14 protein-coding genes are annotated in these 14,404 nt (G+C 66.7%); 2 read left to right on the top strand and 12 right to left on the bottom strand.

The features are described from left to right. Positions 1-31 precede the first annotated feature (31 nt). From ACIGJD_RS11065 to ACIGJD_RS11050, 4 genes are all read right to left on the bottom strand, one after another. Entirely contained in the window at positions 32-454 is a 423-nt protein-coding gene (locus ACIGJD_RS11065; protein WP_483686244.1) for an Hsp20/alpha crystallin family protein, read from the bottom strand. A 13-nt stretch (positions 455-467) separates the two neighbouring features. Next, positions 468-2,987, bottom strand: coding sequence for an HAD-IC family P-type ATPase (locus ACIGJD_RS11060; protein ID WP_483686243.1), 2,520 nt, complete (start codon positions 2,985-2,987; stop codon positions 468-470). 23 nt (positions 2,988-3,010) lie between these two features. Then, positions 3,011-3,877: a universal stress protein gene (locus tag ACIGJD_RS11055; RefSeq protein ID WP_483686242.1), complete on the bottom strand. Its 867-nt coding sequence runs from the start codon at positions 3,875-3,877 to the stop codon at positions 3,011-3,013. A gap of 69 nt (positions 3,878-3,946) precedes the next feature. Further along, positions 3,947-4,405, bottom strand: coding sequence for a pyridoxamine 5'-phosphate oxidase family protein (locus tag ACIGJD_RS11050; protein WP_483686241.1), 459 nt, complete (start codon positions 4,403-4,405; stop codon positions 3,947-3,949). Positions 4,406-4,675: 270 nt separating this feature from the next. Between ACIGJD_RS11050 and ACIGJD_RS11045 the strand changes: the two genes are divergently transcribed. Then, on the top strand, positions 4,676-6,376 hold the full coding sequence (locus ACIGJD_RS11045; protein WP_483689478.1) for a GAF domain-containing sensor histidine kinase: 1,701 nt from the start codon (positions 4,676-4,678) through the stop codon (positions 6,374-6,376). 9 nt (positions 6,377-6,385) lie between these two features. On the opposite strand, the gene ACIGJD_RS11040 is transcribed toward ACIGJD_RS11045, so the two are convergent. Continuing rightward, positions 6,386-7,009: a response regulator gene (locus ACIGJD_RS11040; RefSeq protein ID WP_483689477.1), complete on the bottom strand. Its 624-nt coding sequence runs from the start codon at positions 7,007-7,009 to the stop codon at positions 6,386-6,388. Between the two features lie 333 nt (positions 7,010-7,342). Here ACIGJD_RS11040 and ACIGJD_RS11035 point away from each other — a divergent pair, with 333 nt between their 5' ends. Beyond that, a complete protein-coding gene (locus tag ACIGJD_RS11035) occupies positions 7,343-7,852 on the top strand; it encodes a universal stress protein (RefSeq protein ID WP_483686240.1) in 510 nt (169 codons plus the stop codon). On the opposite strand, the gene ACIGJD_RS11030 is transcribed toward ACIGJD_RS11035, so the two are convergent. The 7 genes from ACIGJD_RS11030 to ACIGJD_RS11000 form a co-directional block, all read right to left on the bottom strand. Beyond that, the gene (locus ACIGJD_RS11030) at positions 7,835-8,338 is read right to left on the bottom strand and encodes a hemerythrin domain-containing protein (protein ID WP_483686239.1); all 504 of its coding nucleotides are present in this window, start codon (positions 8,336-8,338) and stop codon (positions 7,835-7,837) included. The genes ACIGJD_RS11035 and ACIGJD_RS11030 overlap by 18 nt on opposite strands. Continuing rightward, the gene (locus ACIGJD_RS11025) at positions 8,335-8,652 is read right to left on the bottom strand and encodes a DUF3040 domain-containing protein (protein WP_286397386.1); all 318 of its coding nucleotides are present in this window, start codon (positions 8,650-8,652) and stop codon (positions 8,335-8,337) included. The genes ACIGJD_RS11030 and ACIGJD_RS11025 overlap by 4 nt, the downstream gene beginning before the upstream one ends. 40 nt (positions 8,653-8,692) lie before the next feature. Then, positions 8,693-8,953 carry an SHOCT domain-containing protein gene (locus ACIGJD_RS11020; RefSeq protein WP_483686238.1) on the bottom strand — a complete coding sequence of 87 codons (261 nt, stop codon included), beginning with the start codon at positions 8,951-8,953 and terminating at the stop codon, positions 8,693-8,695. Positions 8,954-9,108: 155 nt separating this feature from the next. Continuing rightward, on the bottom strand, positions 9,109-11,883 hold the full coding sequence (locus tag ACIGJD_RS11015) for a cation-translocating P-type ATPase (protein ID WP_483686237.1): 2,775 nt from the start codon (positions 11,881-11,883) through the stop codon (positions 9,109-9,111). Between the two features lie 94 nt (positions 11,884-11,977). After that, positions 11,978-12,445 (bottom strand): universal stress protein, encoded by a 468-nt coding sequence (locus tag ACIGJD_RS11010; RefSeq protein WP_483686236.1) that lies wholly within the window; start codon positions 12,443-12,445, stop codon positions 11,978-11,980. Between the two features lie 89 nt (positions 12,446-12,534). Beyond that, positions 12,535-12,804: a DUF4389 domain-containing protein gene (locus ACIGJD_RS11005; RefSeq protein ID WP_483686235.1), complete on the bottom strand. Its 270-nt coding sequence runs from the start codon at positions 12,802-12,804 to the stop codon at positions 12,535-12,537. Next, complete coding sequence (locus ACIGJD_RS11000) at positions 12,765-14,345, bottom strand: DUF4389 domain-containing protein (RefSeq protein ID WP_483686234.1); 1,581 nt, start codon at positions 14,343-14,345, stop codon at positions 12,765-12,767. The genes ACIGJD_RS11005 and ACIGJD_RS11000 overlap by 40 nt, the downstream gene beginning before the upstream one ends. Positions 14,346-14,404 lie beyond the last annotated feature (59 nt).

Raw genomic sequence — 14,404 nt, 5'->3', positions numbered from 1 at the left:
GCCAGGCACCGGCGTCGTACTTTACCTGTCCTCAACCCCTGCTGATGGGGATCTTTGACGCCCCGGCTTCCTGCTCCTGCTCCGGCATCGGAGCCCGGACTTCGAGCAGGCCGTCCTTGTAGGAGGCAGTGATGTCGCCTTGCTGGACGCCGCTGGGGAGGGGAATGCGGCGCATGAAGGAGCCGTAGCGGAATTCGGACCGGTAGCTGTCCTTGTCCTTTTGCTCCTTCTTCTCCTGCCGCTCCGCCTTGATCGACAACACGCCATCGGCAACCGTAACGTCAACGTCCTTTTCCGGATCTATGCCGGGCAGTTCGGCCCGCACCACGAGCGTGTTGCCGTCCATCATCTCCTCAACCCGAATGGCCGAGGAACCCATATCGCCTTCGAACAGCCTCTCGATGACGTCCATCGGGGAGCGCCGGGTATCGAACCATCTCATCAGGTCAGTCATTCTTGCCTCCTGCTCAAGTGGAAGCCGGACCATCGCGGTGCCCGGCAGTTCCACCATCCCCTTCCCATGCCGCCGCTTCCAGAGTCAAAGGTCCCAGCCCGCCGTGGCGGCCCCGCATGGATGGCCGCCGCGTGAACCGCCCCACCACCTCGATAGCGACGCAACCTGCGGCGGCAACCGAGGTGGAAAGGATCAGCAGGCCGGGAGTCGGCCAGTCCACGCGGAAGAAGTCCTGTGCCACCGGGACGGTGAACAGCAGGACCAGCCCTGTGTACATTCCGGCAAGGATCAGGACCTTGACCGGGTTGAGGGGACGCGAGGCCATCACCAGGATCCACGCAGCCACCAGCCCCAGGGTCACGGTGGCCGCGGACTGCGCCGACTCTTCGCTGTATCCGCCCCAGGTCTGGGCGTAGCCGCTGACCGTTAGGACGCAGAGGGCGGCGCAGATGCCCGCCGGTACAGCGAAGGCGAGGGAGCGCCGGAGGAACCCGGGAGCGTAGCGCTGCCCGCCGGGCTGCAGGGCCAGGAAGAACGCCGGCAGGCCAATGGTCAACCCGTCCAGGGCCGACAGTTGCCGGGGCAGGAAGGGAAAGGCCAGCAACAGGATGCCTGACACCACAGAGATGATGGTGGCGTAGACGGTTTTGCTCAGGAAGACCAGGGAAACGCGCTCGATGTTGCTGATGGCACGCCGTCCCTCGTCCACCACGGCCGGCAGCCGCTCGAAGCGGCCGTCCAGCAGGACCAGGCGGGCCACGGCCTTGGTTGCCGGGGAGGCCGAGTCCATGGCAATCCCCAGGTCGGCCTCCTTGAGCGCCAGGACATCGTTCACCCCGTCCCCCGTCATCGCAACGGTATGCCCCCGCCGCCTCAGGGCCTGGATCAGGTCCCGTTTCTGGGACGGTGTCACGCTCCCAAAGAGGCTGTGGGCCTCCACCGTTTCCTCCAGCTCAAGGGGATCGTCAGGAAGCCGGCGTGCGTCACAGGTAACACCGGTCCCAAACCCCACCCCGCGGGCCAGCGCACCCACCGTGCGGGGATCATCTCCGGAGATGATCTTGACTGTTACCCCCTGCCGCCGGAAGTAGTCCAGCGTCGACGCTGCATCCCGCCGGATGCTCTCGCGGAAGGTCAGCAGCAGAACCGGGACCAGCTCGGGCGGGAGCCCGGTCCCTGCGTCATCCGGGGGCAGCGGCGCCGGCAGGTACACCAGCGCCAGGGTCCGCAGGCCCGTTGCGGCGAGCGCTGCGGCATCGCCGTGCGCCTTTGCGCAGCGGGGACCGTGCAGCACCGCATCCGGTGCTCCCAGGATCCAGGTGCCGGCAGCAGGAGAGCCGGCCGCGAACGTCACCGCGCTCCACTTACGGGCAGAGGAGAAGGGAACCGAGTCCTGCTCCTGCGGCGGAACCTGCGCAGGGAAGGCTTTTCCAATGGCTGCCGCGGTGCTGCTGGCCTCCGGGTTGGCACCAAACCATTCCAGCGCCTGCCGCCAGCCGGGGGCAGGAACCGTCCCGGCGTCGTGGATGGCGTCGAACACGATGGAGCCGGAGGACAAGGTGCCGGTCTTATCCAAACAGAGGACATCCACCCGTGCCAGCACCTCCACGGCGGCAAGTTCCTGGATCAGCACTTTTTGGCGGGCAAGCCGGAGCCCGCCCACGGCGAAGGCCACGCTGGTCATCAGGAGCAGCCCCAGCGGAATCATGGCCATGATGCCCGCAACGGAGCCCACGGCCGCCGGCACCCACCGCCCTGATGCCATGGCACCGCCCCACCCGCCCTGCTCCTGCATCTGCGCATTGGTAAGCAGCAGGGCGGTGGGAAGAAGCAGCCAGGTAATGACGGCAAAGACCTTTTCCAGGCCCCGCCGGATCTCGGACGTCACCAGGGAAAACCGGCGCGCCTCGGCGGCCAAACCGTAGGCGAATGTGTCAGGTCCCACCCGGAGCACGGTGGCCCGCCCATTCCCGGCAAGGATCAGGGAACCGGAGAGCAGTACGGCACCGCCCTGCTTGGGGACGGGCTCAGATTCTCCGGTCAGCAACGATTCGTCCACCTCAAGCGGGTTCCCGTCCAGCAGCACCAGGTCCGCCGTGACCTGGTCTCCGGCGTTGAGTACCACCAGCTCGTCCGGGACCAGCTCTTCCGAGGATATGGTTTCCCGGGCACCGTTCCTGACCACCGTGCTCCTGGCGGCATGCAGGATGGCAAGCTGGTCAAGCAAGCGCTTGGCCCGGTATTCCTGGATGATGCCAATCAGCGAATTGCTGATGGCTGACAACCCGAACAGCGCATCACGCCACTGGCCAAGGACCAACAGCAGGATGAAGCACCCTCCCACCACGCCGTTGAAAAGGGTGAAGACGTTGGCCTGGACAATCTCTCCGACCGTCCTGCTGGTAGCCGTGGGCACACTGTTGATGCGGCCGGCAGCAGTGCGTTCCCGAACTTCTGCGGTGGAGAGCCCCTCCCGGGCATGGCGCGCGTCCACGCCCGGGACCGGGGCCCCGTTGTCCCCAGCTACCGTCATGGCCTGGCCAGGCTGCTGGCAGGTCAGTCCTGGTGCTGCTGCCTGTGCATGCGGGTGATGACCGTTGGGCAGGGCGGCTGGGTCAGCACCGCGTGTGCCGCGGACCCCAGAAGGAGCCTTTCAAAGCCACCCTTGCCGCGGCTGCCCAGCACCAGCAGGCGGGCGCCGGCAGCTGCCCGGACCAAGGCGTCCGCAGGTTCCAGGACAGTTTCCATCACGGTTTGCACCCTGAGATCCGGGTAGTCCTGCCGGAGGCCGGCCTCCGTCTCGGACAACACGATCTGCTCCTCCTCCATCACGTGGGTGGCGAAACTGCTTTGCGGCAGCCCGGCGGAGATCCAGCGGTTGGGGCCGGTGAACGCGTAGAGGACCGTCAGCTCCTCCCCGAGGGCGTCGGCTTCTGCTGCTGCAAAGGCAACGGCCTGCGTTGATTCCCGTGACCCGTCCACGCCCACCACGATGCCGCGGCCGTGCTCCTGGGCATCGCCGATGACAGCCACGGGGCACTCTGCCGTAGCCGCCGCCTGCAGGGCCCGGTCCGTCAGCGCGCCGCGGGTGTGGCCGCTGGTGCCCAGGACCAGCATGCTGGCATTTTTGGAGTAGTCACCCAGCGCGGCCCCTACGCCGCCTTCCAGGAGCTGGAGGGTAACCTGCAGGCCGGGCTCTGCTGCGGTGGCCTTCTCGCCGGCTTCCTTCAGCAGGCCCAGGCCCGATTCCCGCAGGACTTCAAGGTAGGGCAGGACTTCGGCGGCCATCCACCGGTCATCCACGACATTCACGACGGCGAGGGGGAGCTTGTGCCTGTTGGCCCGGGCTGCTGCCCACAACAGGGCGGCGTTGGACGCCGAGGAATCGGTGATGCCGACGGCGATTGGCTTGGCAGGTGCCATGGGTGACCATCCTTTGTGGGTTCTTTGGGGGAGTGTTCTGCCGGAGCAGGGGAGCGTCCGGTTGCCGGCCTAATCCGCGGTCGGTTCCCGCGGCGGCCACCAGTGGGTTGGCGCGGCGATGACGAACCTGCGCCCAGTGATCTCCTGCGGCGTGATCCGGATCAGGATGTTCTTTTGGCCGGGCTGCCAGGGTGAAAGCCCGGCATCCATGGCGTCCTGGGTTTCCTCGGCATCGGACACGACCACCGCGTGCCCCTTAAGGATGACGCTCCAGGCAATGGTGCCGTACTGGTTCATCCCGTCCGCCTCGACCGCCACTGCTCTCCGTTCAGCGAGGGAGGCAAGCTTTGTTCCTTCGCCGGTGCGGATGAGCAGGGTGCCGTTGGTGGGGACAAAGTTCACAGGATAGTTCTCCACCGTGTCCCCGTCGGTGAAGGCAATCCTGCAAAGGGACGTTGAACGAAGGTATCGCCAGCAATCGTGGACGCCCAGTTCCTTGATTTCCGGTTCAGTCGCGGCAGTATTCATGGCCGTAGCCTAAAGCCGGGCGCCGTTCCCGGCTAGGGAAAAAGGTCCCGCGCCCCCTAGCGCCCCCATTCCGGCACAATCAAAGGTATTTTTCCCCGTGCCCTCCTAGAATTAATTGCGAAGCGCCTTCATGCTCAGGTGAGGGTGGAATTGGGGGCGGAGGCCGGCACTTCCGTTTCGAATTCTTGGACCGCGCCAGGGACCTGCAGCGCTGCAGGTTCCTGCCGCAGGAGGTGGCACGTGAGTTCTGAGCAGCCTTGGCGCTCGCCGATGCGGGACAGAGTTGAAGACCTGATGCGGGACTTCACGGCCCGCGGGGACGAATTGCTTGACACGCAGGAACGGATCAACGGACTGTTGGCGGCGGTGGTGGCCCTCGCCGAGGACCTGAGCCTTGAGGCCGTGCTTGACCGGCTTGTGCGGTCCGCCTGCGCCCTGGTGGGCGCACGGTACGGCGCATTGGGAGTCATCGGAGAGGACCGAAGGCTGAGCCACTTCATCACGGTGGGAATCGACGAAGAAGGAATCCGATCCATCGGCGACCTTCCTACCGGCCACGGCGTGCTGGGCCTCTTGATCCGCGAGCCGAAACCCCTACGCCTCCATGACCTTGGCCAACACCCCATTACGTCCGGATTTCCCGCGAACCATCCGCCCATGAGGACCTTCCTGGGCGTGCCGGTCCGCGTCCGGGATGAAGTGTTCGGCAACCTCTACCTGACGGAAAAACAGGGCGGGGAGGACTTCACCGTGGAAGATGAAGACCTTGCGGTGGCCCTGGCTGCAGCGGCCGGAGTGGCGATCCAAAACGCCCGCCTGTTCGAAGACAGCAGCCGGCGGCAGAAATGGCTCGAGGCGGGGATGGAACTGAGCAGCAGGTTGATCATGACCTCTCACCCGGGGGATGGGGACAACCTGGATGTTGTTGCCGACACCGCCCTCAAGGTCTCGGACTCCGCGCTTGCAGTCGTGGCCGTTCCGGCCGGTGACGGCACGCTTCGCTGCCGTTCATGCCTCGGGGTGCAGGGTCTGCAGGCCGGCCAAGAACTCATGGTTTCACAAGCGGTATCGAGCGTCCTTGAGGGCGGCGGATCGTTGGTGGTGAAGGATCCGCGGCAGGTGTTCGAGGACGGGGTAGCGGAAAAGCTTGGCTCCGTACTCGTGTGCTCGCTTGGGCACAGCTCCAGCGACAATGGGGTCCTGCTGCTGGCGCGCTCACAGGGTACTGCTGTGTTCAGCCAGGCCGAGGCAGAGTCCAGCGCCATCTTCGGAAGCCGGATCGGACTAGCGCTGGACCTTGCCCGTGTGAACGCGTTGCGCGAACAGAACCTTCTGTTCACGGACCGGGAACGGATTGCCCGGGACCTGCACGACCTGGTCATCCAGCGTCTGTTTGCTGCCGGGCTGAGTATCCAGAGCCTGCGGCGCTACACCCTGGATCCGGTGGCGCATGAGCGCATCGCCGCCGTGACCACCGAACTCGATGAGACCATCCGCAAGCTGCGGGACACCATCTACTCCCTCCGCACAGCGGATGAGGAACGTGAACCGTTGACGGGCCGGATCCTGCGGGTGGTCCGGGAGAATTCCCGCAGCTACGCCCTGACCCCCAAGGTATCCCTGGACGGACCGGTGGACTCGATCCGCGAGGATGTGGCAGTGCATCTGTTGTCAGTACTGTCGGAGGGGCTCAGCAATGCACTCCGGCATTCCGGCGCCGACGACATCCAGGTCACCGTTGCCGTGGGGCCTGGCGATGCTTCGGGTACGAACGGTGATGGCAGGAAAGCCCGTGCCGGGAATGCAGTCCAGCTCCTCATCCATGACAACGGCCGGGGGTTCGCCGAGCCCGGCCAGGTGAGCGGCCTGGCGAATATGCGCCACCGCGCTGAATTGCTGAAGGGCAGCTGCCTCATCGAGAGCGTTCCGGGGCAGGGCACGTCTGTGCGTTGGTCGGCACCACTCGGTTGACCTGTCCGGTCAGGCGGACTCCGGTGAGCTCCTGGTGACGTAAACGGCCGCCTGCGTCCTGCGCTCGAAGCCCAGTTTGGCCAGGATGGACGAAACGTAGTTCTTGACTGTCTTTTCCGCCAGGAACAGCTCGTCGCCGATCTGGCGGTTGGTCAGCCCCTGGCCGATCAGCGCCAGCACCTTCTTCTCCTGCGCGCTCAGGCCCTCCAACCGGGGATCTGTCGGTACGGTGGAAAGCCCGGTGATGATCTGCTGCTCCATCCCCGGGTCAAACAGTGATTCGCCGGCAGCGGCCTTCCGGATCCCGGCCAGGAGATCGTCGCTCCTGATCTGTTTCAGGATGTATCCGGAGGCACCTGCCAGGACTGCCCCGCGCAGGGCCTGTTCGTCGTCGTAGCTGGTCAGGATTAGGCAGCGCAGGCGGGGATCGAGGGAACGAACGTCCCGGCAGACTTCGATGCCCGTACCGTCAGGAAGCCGCCCGTCGAGAATGGCAATGTCCGGGTGCAGGGCCGGGATGCGGCGGGTCGCTTCGGCCGCAGACCCGCTTTCGCCTACTACCAGGAACCCCTCGCCTTCCAGCAGGTCCTTCAGCCCCTGCCTGACAAGCTCATGGTCATCGAGGATGAACACGCGGACCGGCCCCAAGGATCCTGTTGGCCCATAAGTCCCTGCTTCATGCTTGTGCACCGAACGCTCCCAATGTCTTCAGGATCATGACCCCGCGGCATGCGGGGTAGCCCCGGGGAGGGCCTGGTCCCATTGTTACCCGGGGAGGCGGGTGCGGGAAGGGACCAAAGTCCACGTAACCGGATCCCACCGCCCGATGGCCCAGCCGCTCCTGCCGCGCGGACCTGATGACCTTCGGCCCTTCCCCGGGAAGCGTTTGTGGCCCATTCTGGGACGATCCGCCGGAGAGTACCCGGCCACAGGAAAGTACATGGCAGGACAGCGATTGGAGCCGGCATGAATGCCCCTGAACAGCACCCGAGGATCATCGTTGGCGTGGACGGATCCGAAGCCTCCGTCGCCGCGCTCCGGGTGGCCCGGGCCATGGCGGAACCTATGTCGGCGAAAGTCGAAGCCTGGGCGTGCTGGGACGTTCCGGCCGGCTACGGGGTGTACCTCGCCGTCGGGATCGAAGGGTTCAAGTATGCCGCGGAACAAGTACTCCACCAGGCCCTCGCAGAGGCTTTCGGGGAACTGCCTCCGTTCGTGCACCCCCGGCTGGTCCGGGGTAAGCCCGGCCCGGCGCTGATTGACGCCAGCCGCAATGCGTCCCTGCTGATCGTCGGCAAGAGGGGGCACGGGAGCTTCGTCCCCGGTTCGGTGAGTTCGGCGTGCGTGAGCCACGCGCACTGCCCGGTGCTGGTGGTTCACGGTCCGGAGGCGGAAGCCCCGGAGACAGAGACCCGGACAGAGGCGGCGGCTGAAGAAGCGGGCGGAGCCCATCCCCGTTCAGCCGTGGTGCCCTGACCGGCCTTCTCCCACCAGTTCATGCAGTCCTTCAACTGCATGGGCGAGTGACAGCCCGGGAGACTGGACGACGAAAGGCATCAGGAGGCGGTTCTCCTTGTCCAAATGCAGCGCGAAGATCCGCTGGATGGCACCGGCCGCAACTGCGGCAGGGACCCCGTCAGCCGTCCTGAGTTCCTCGACCAGGCCGACGATGACGTGGTGCTCGGCCAGCATGCCGTCCACCAGCAGTTTGGCCTCAGGCGTGCCGTGCGGCCCGCTGTAGAGCGGACCCTCCTCGGCCAGGGCATGGGGCACCAGTTCCTTGTCACACCAGTCGAGGAGGGTGGCCTGCGCAGCCTGCCCAGCGGCAGGTTCGGCCGCCTCCACGGCCTCGGTGAGCAGCCCTACCAGCCCGTTGAGGTGCCGCAGCATATCCGCATGGTGGGCCTCCACCGCCTGCAGCGCCTGCTGCTCGGACGAAAGGTCCTTGCCGTTCCCGTTCATTCGTTGTTGCCTTCCAGTTGCCCAACGTGCCGGTTCCTGCTGCGCAAGGACCACCGAAGGTCCTTGATGGCCCAGTAGGCGCCGCCGTTCATGACGGCAAACCCTGCGATGCCCACCGAAGGGACCCGGATCACCAGGCCAAGGAGGAGGACGCCCACGCCTGCGGCGAAGAGCAGTAATCCCCGGCTGATGCGGGTCCGGAGGGACAGCGCTGCGATGTCCCGGCTGAGCAGGCCGGCGAGCCGGGGATCGTCTCCTTCCAGGCCATGACCGATCAGTTCGAGTTCGCGTTTCTCGAATTCAGAGAGTGGCACAGCTGCACCCCACTGTCCGTTGCCTGCGGAAAGCACGGAATCAAGTACCCGGCTGGCCACGCAGGACGGCCAGCCTGTTCTGGTATTCCACCGCGTCGATCTCCCCGCGGGCGAAGCGCTCGGCGAGCACATCCTCCGCCATCCGCGGGGATTGCTGCATGGGGTGCTGGGAGGGTGCCCGCAGGGAACGGGCCAGCAGGACAATACCGGTGATGATCGCCCCCCAGACCACCACCATGCTGATGCTCATCAGGACATAGCCCCACAGGCCCATGCCGTCATTCCAGCCGTACACTTCCACGACCTCCGGTCTTACAAGGCGGGCGCCAGCCGTCTGCCTTTCCCTTTCAGTATCGGGCGCTCCCGGCGTGGGCGGGAGAGCCGTTGGTCCTGTTCAGCGCTGCCGGGACGGTGCTGTAATCGCATCGGCCTAGGCGGGCTGCTGAACCCGCGGCACTAAAAGCCCCGGCGCCGGAAGCGCTTGTCCACGGCGACGACGATGGCGGCCAGCAGCGCCAGGCCGAGGATCCGCAACCACGCCTCTGCGCTTATGGCAGCGGTGTGGAAGAGCTCGTTCATCAGCGGGATGTAGGTGAGGGCCAGTTGGCCGGCTGCCTGGACCAGGACGCCGAGGAGCAGCCAGCGGTTGCCGAAGGGCCTGAGCCGCCAGGCGGGGCGGGTCAGGGACCGGCAGCTGAAGAGGTAGAACACCTCCACCGCCACGAAGAGATTCACCGCGGAGGTGCGGGCCTGCGCTACCGACGCGCCTACGGCCACCTCGTGTTCGAAGAGCCACCAGGCCCCGGCCACCAGGAGGGCCGAGACGAGCAGGATCCGAACGGTGAGTGCCCATGTCAGGAGGGGGCGGTCAGGTGCCCGGGGCGGCCGGGACATCAGGCCCGGTTCCTTTGGCTCGAAGGCGAGCATCAGTCCAAGGGCGACGGCGGTGGTCATGTTGATCCAGAGGATCTGGGTGGGCAGGATAGGCAGCGTCGCCCCCAGCAGGATGGCCACGAGAATCACCAGTCCTTCGGCCATGTTGGTGGGGAGGGTCCAGACGATGAATTTGGTCAGGTTGTCGAAGACATTCCGCCCCTCTTCGACCGCTGCCTCAATGGTGGCGAAGTCATCATCGGTCAGGACGATGTCCGCTGCCTCCTTGGCCACCTCGGTTCCGGTGCGCCCCATCGCAATGCCCACGTTCGCCTGCCGCAGGGCCGGGGCGTCGTTCACGCCGTCGCCGGTCATGGCGGCCACGTGGCCGCGGGACTGCAGGGCATCAATAAGGCGAAGCTTCTGTGCAGGCGAAACGCGTGCAAACACCGTGGCGCGCTCCACGGCATCCGGGAACCGGTCGGCCGGTATGTCGTCCAACTGGGCACCTGTCAGGGCGGTCCCGGCGTCATGGTCCGCTGCCAAACCAACCGCCGAGGCTACGGTCACCGCCGTCCGTATGTGGTCTCCCGTGATCATCTTGACTCCCACCCCGGCGCGCCGGCAGGCCGCGACTGCGGCCGCGGCCGCTGACCGCGGCGGATCGTGCATGGCCTGGAGCCCGGTCAAGGTCATCCGGCCCCGCAACTCCATGGCGGACAGGTGGCCGTGGTCGGCTGGAAGGTGCATCACGGCGGTGGCAAGCACCCGGAGCCCGGTGTCCGCGAGCGCGTGTGCAGCAGTGAGCACCGAATGTCTGCGGAGGGGCCTGGCGCCGCCGGCGGTGTCCATTTCGTGGGCGCAGAGGTCCAGGACCCGTTCCACGGCGCCCTTGACGAACACTGTGCCGCCGCCGCGGGGAAGCGTCGAAGCGTGCAGTGTAGCCATGAACTGCCGCTCAGAGGTGAATGGCTGCTCCGCCTGCCGGGGGTTGGAGGCCAGGAAATCCCGGACCCGGATGCCGCCTTTGCCTGCTGCCACCAGCATCGCAGCCTCGGTAGGGTCACCCCGGACCTGCCAGCTGGACCCCTCGGACCGAATGCCTGCATCATTGCAGGCAGCACCGCCCAGGAGGGACCAGTACAGGGCCGCGTCCCGCTCCTCCGGCCGCGCTGCCGCGCGAGGCGCCTGTCCGCCGCGGACGCCGTCTCCGGTTGACGGGATGATGTGCCCCTCCGGTCCGTAGCCGGAACCCGTGACGTCATACCTTCCTGACGGCGTCCAGATTGTCCGGACTGTCATCTGGTTCTCCGTGAAAGTGCCCGTCTTGTCCGAGCAAATCACCGTGGTGCTGCCCAGCGTTTCCACCACGGGAAGCCGGCGGACCACTGCACGGCGGCGGGCCATCCTGCGGACGCCGATGGCAAGGGTCACCGTCACGGCGGCGGGAAGACCCTCCGGAATGGCGCCCACGGCCAGTGCGACGGCGGCTGTGAACATTTGTCCCGGACGTTCCCCATGGGCCAGGCCGGCGAGGAAGGCCACGGCGGCGAGGGCAAGGATGGCCAGGGTGAGCGTGGTGCTGAACCGTGCCAGCTTCAGGGTCAACGGCGTGGCCACAGGGCGGACGGCGCCCATGAGGCGGTGGATCTCGCCGAGTTCGGTTTCGCCGCCGATGGCGACGACGATTCCTGCGCCGGTGCCGGCGGTCACCAGCGTGCCGCTGTACAGCATGTTCCTCCGGTCAGCCACGGGCGTGACCCGGGGGAGTACCACCTCGTCCTTGGCCACGGGCTCAGATTCTCCCGTAAGTGCGGATTCGTCCACCCGGAGGGAGGACAGGCGTACCAGGCGCAGGTCGGCGGGTACCTTGTCTCCCGCCTCGAGCAGTACCAGGTCTCCTGGAACCAGGTCCTCGGAGGGGACCTGCTTCCTTTCACCGCCGCGCATCACGGCGGCGTGCGTGCGGACCAGCGAGTGGAGGGCATCCAGGGCTGCTTCTGCCCGCACCTCCTGGACGAACCCGATCAGCGTGTTGACCAGGACCACCGCGAGGATGACCCCCGAATCCAGGAATTCACCAAGGAACACGGTCACCACGGCGGCGGCCAAGAGGACATAGACCAACGGGTTGTTGAATTGGCGTCCCAGCTTGCGGGCAATGCCCCCGCTGCGCGACCGCGGAAGCTCGTTTCTCCCGAATTGCGCGCGCCGGCGCTGCACCTCGTCATGGCCCAGGCCCCCGGCGGCGTCCGTTCCCAGCAGGATCACCACCTCGTGGACCGGCAGCCCATGGTGGGCCGGATCCTGGGCACCCTCCTGCCTTCGGCTGCCCGATCCCGGCACCGGACTCTTCAACCGCCCCTTCCTGGTGGTCCGCCGTCGTGCTTCACTGGCCGGCACCGCCCTCACCCGTCCCGGACGTTAGTGGCCTGCCCCGGAGCTGTCCCGGTCAGCTGTTCCCGGAACCTTCGGGGTGCTCCTCCGGGGTGTGCACCACCAGGACGGGACAGTGGGCGTGGGCCACGATGGCGGAGCTGACGGAGCCCAGGAGCAGGCCGCCGAATCCGCCGTGCCCCCGGCGGCCCACCACGATCATGTCGGCGTCGCGGCTGGCGTCGATCAGCGCTTCACGGGGGTGGCTGCGGACCAGTGTGGAGGTGACATTTGCCGGCGTCTCCGCTCCGAACGCCTGCGCCACGGCCTCGTCCAGGACCTTTTTGGCACCTTCCTCGAAGCCTTCGATCCCCATCATGACGTAGCCGCTGTACATCTGCGGGTACTCCCAGCAGGCAATTGCCTGGACCTTCGCGCGCAGCGGAATGGCGAGCCGCTGCGCCTGGCGGAGTGCTTCCACGGACGGCTCAGAACCGTCAACGCCTACTACGATCCTGGCGATTGGTGCCCCGGCAATGCTCATTTCGCTCCCTAAGGTCCGGCCCGGCAGGGTTGCCCCGCGCTGTCACGCCAATCATGCCTGCATGCCTGGGCCCGGGCTAGGGCCGAAGGTCATGGCGCCCCGGCCGGTGGCATAGAGACGGGTGGCGTACCGGCCGGTGGAATGGCCGCGCCGGGCCAAACAGGCTCGGTGGCGCCCTGGTCCAGCCGGAACGGCGGATATTCGTCCCGCATCAGTGCGGTATACGCCAGGACCCGGTAGATCCAGCGGTCCACGCCGAGGATGAAGTCGAACAGCGGGCGCGGGTAGCGGCCGGTGAACAGCAGGATCACTGCCGCGATCAGGGCGTACCGGCCGGTGGAATGGCCGCGCCGGGCCAAACAGGCTCGGTGGCGCCCTGGTCCAGCCGGAACGGCGGATATTCGTCCCGCATCAGTGCGGTATACGCCAGGACCCGGTAGATCCAGCGGTCCACGCCGAGGATGAAGTCGAACAGCGGGCGCGGGTAGCGGCCGGTGAACAGCAGGATCACTGCCGCGATCAGGACCAGCACCCCCAGCAGGGACGGTCCCGCGTCCTGTACATAGGTTGTCCCGCCAAAGTTGTTGTCCGCCCGCCAGCGCCACGTGGTGTTGGTAAACGCGCCGATGACCAGCAGGTGCGGGATCGAGAGAAGCCACCATTTCACCAGGACCAGGCCGCGGGAGAGCCGCTCGGGGTAGTCCACGTCAAAGTCGGCGGGGTAATTGGTGCGCCTGAGGGTGAACGGCGGATACAGGTCCGTGCCGACGGCGGCGTAGGCGTAGAACGCCACCCGCCAGTTCCACCGCATGACCCCGACGTTGAAGTCGAACAGCGCCCGCGGGTAGCGGCCGGTGAACAGGATGCCGAACCCGGCCACGATGGTGGTAATGACTAAAGCGAACCAGAGGAAGAAGAGAAGGATGAAATGCGGGATGGCGAGGAACCATTTCACCAGCCACATCCACCGTGACAGGGCGGGATCCAGCTCACCGAAAAGCCTTGCGGGATAGCCGGGACCGCTTGGTACCGGGGCGAAGGGCCCGGAGGGCGTCGCAGCCCCGGGTGCCGGTGGCGCTCCCGTCAACGGCGGGGGATATGCGGGCGCGCCTGTTGCCGGGCCGCCGTAGGGCGGTCCGCCTGTTGCCGGGCCGCCGTAGGGCGGTGCGCCTGTTGCCGGGCCGCCGTAGGGCGGTCCGGCGGAAGGGGGTCCGGCAGGGGGCGGCGCGGCGTGCCGGCCGAGGCCGGAGGCCCCAAAGATGATGAGGGGAATGCCGATCACCAGGGCAATGATCCCGCCCACCAGCAGGCCCGTGGCTGCCGGCTGGAACAGGTCCGAGTGGAAGCCTGCCTGCAGCCGCACATCCACCCCCTGGGAGGCGTCGGCGTTCATCACCACTACTTCCCAGGTACCTGGCGCGATGTTCCAGGCGAGCTCCTGCTGCCCGGAACCGGAAGCGGAGGCAGTCCAAAAGCGCTGGTCCCCCGGGGCAGACGCCGGGTTGCCGCCCGGCACGTCCCGGTAGTCCGCACGGAACGGCTGCTGGCGGATGTTCAGCAGCTCCGAGTGGTGCACGCCTGACAGGTACCGCTCCACGTCGGCCTGGGGACCGATGCCAATGAACACCGGTTTGTCCGGGGTCTCTGATGCAGCCCGCAGCCGCAGCGTGCCGATGTCAAAGGGCAGCCTGCCGGGAACGTCCTCGCCGATTGCGTCAGCCCGCGGCGAGGTGAGCGCAAAGGAATTGACGGAAAAGCGTGACGTACCGGACGTCAGGTAGCCGTCGCCCTGGATGGTTCCCACCGCTGACGCCACGGCACCGCCTGCCAGCGCAGCCAAGCCAGGGAGCGTGATGAGGATCCCGAGGATAAGCATGATGATGGCAGCGGGCTTTTTCATGGGGTCAAAACCTTCCGCGCGCGGAATACAGGGTGCTGGCAGGAAGACCGGCAAAGGCG

This window comes from Arthrobacter sp. E1SS-5 (assembly GCF_057073715.1).
The sequence above is the reverse complement of the archived record's forward strand: the minus strand, read 5'-3'. Positions and strand labels throughout refer to the sequence as shown.

Excerpts from the sequence above, each read along its gene's own strand:
- ACIGJD_RS11065 (WP_483686244.1), bottom strand. The coding sequence starts at position 454 with ATGACTGACCTGATGAGATGGTTCGATACCCGGCGCTCCCCGATGGAC.
- ACIGJD_RS11060 (WP_483686243.1), bottom strand. The coding sequence starts at position 2,987 with ATGACGGTAGCTGGGGACAACGGGGCCCCGGTCCCGGGCGTGGACGCG.
- ACIGJD_RS11055 (WP_483686242.1), bottom strand. The coding sequence starts at position 3,877 with ATGGCACCTGCCAAGCCAATCGCCGTCGGCATCACCGATTCCTCGGCG.
- ACIGJD_RS11050 (WP_483686241.1), bottom strand. The coding sequence starts at position 4,405 with ATGAATACTGCCGCGACTGAACCGGAAATCAAGGAACTGGGCGTCCAC.
- ACIGJD_RS11045 (WP_483689478.1), top strand. The coding sequence starts at position 4,676 with ATGCGGGACAGAGTTGAAGACCTGATGCGGGACTTCACGGCCCGCGGG.
- ACIGJD_RS11035 (WP_483686240.1), top strand. The coding sequence starts at position 7,343 with ATGAATGCCCCTGAACAGCACCCGAGGATCATCGTTGGCGTGGACGGA.
- ACIGJD_RS11030 (WP_483686239.1), bottom strand. The coding sequence starts at position 8,338 with ATGAACGGGAACGGCAAGGACCTTTCGTCCGAGCAGCAGGCGCTGCAG.
- ACIGJD_RS11010 (WP_483686236.1), bottom strand. The coding sequence starts at position 12,445 with ATGAGCATTGCCGGGGCACCAATCGCCAGGATCGTAGTAGGCGTTGAC.
- ACIGJD_RS11000 (WP_483686234.1), bottom strand. The coding sequence starts at position 14,345 with ATGAAAAAGCCCGCTGCCATCATCATGCTTATCCTCGGGATCCTCATC.